The organism is Dysgonomonas sp. GY617, from assembly GCF_015233815.1.
Lineage (GTDB): Bacteria > Bacteroidota > Bacteroidia > Bacteroidales > Dysgonomonadaceae > Dysgonomonas_A.
Genome location: NZ_JADCLR010000015.1, coordinates 1 through 658, shown reverse-complemented (window position 1 = coordinate 658; position 658 = coordinate 1). Strand labels below are relative to the sequence as shown.

Here is a 658-nt window from a genome sequence, read left to right as displayed (position 1 = left end):
AGACAGTATTAGTGTCAAAGGACATATATCAGGTCAAAATATCATTCGGCAATAAAACAATCTACTTTGACCCTAAAGATGGTAAATCTCCTTCTAGCCGTACCATTGACGGGGTAATCAGGGCATTGGCCATTCGAAAGGATATTGATGATTTAGAGAATCTTATTCTGGAATTCGGAGTACTGGCTAAAGAGGTAATCCGTAGGATGAAATCAGACGGGTATGATTTCGAATGAAATGGACAACTCTTGGAATCGCCACAGATACAGAACTCTCTACAATCACGGCGTACATCATACAGTACCCTTTTATTATTAGATCAGTGCCTTTCTGTGAAGTTAGAAGGCACTGATATTAACACCTGTGATATATTATGGCAAAACTAAAAAGTGAACTTAATCAATTTGTCAGTTTAACTGAAAAAGATTACCTGACATTACTTGAAGATCATATGACTTTGAAGGCTTTAAAAATAGCCGGAATTGAGAATTTACCGATGTATAAAAGCCTGGTTAGCATTATTAACGATGGTAGAATTGAAATTCATATTAAACCCATAAAGCAGAAATACAGATAATATATATTTTGTATATTTCAACAAAGATGTATCAAATTAGTCAGGGGTATCTGCTTGATTGTATTTCTAGCTGTTCAGAAT

Annotated in this window: 1 protein-coding gene and 1 pseudogene; both read left to right on the top strand. The window is 34.8% G+C overall.

The features are described from left to right. A pseudogene (locus tag IR022_RS09820) lies at positions 1-236 on the top strand (hypothetical protein); the annotation flags it as partial. Positions 237-373: 137 nt separating this feature from the next. Beyond that, a complete protein-coding gene (locus IR022_RS09815) occupies positions 374-577 on the top strand; it encodes a hypothetical protein (RefSeq protein ID WP_194203572.1) in 204 nt (67 codons plus the stop codon). The last annotated feature ends 81 nt before the right edge of the window (positions 578-658 follow it).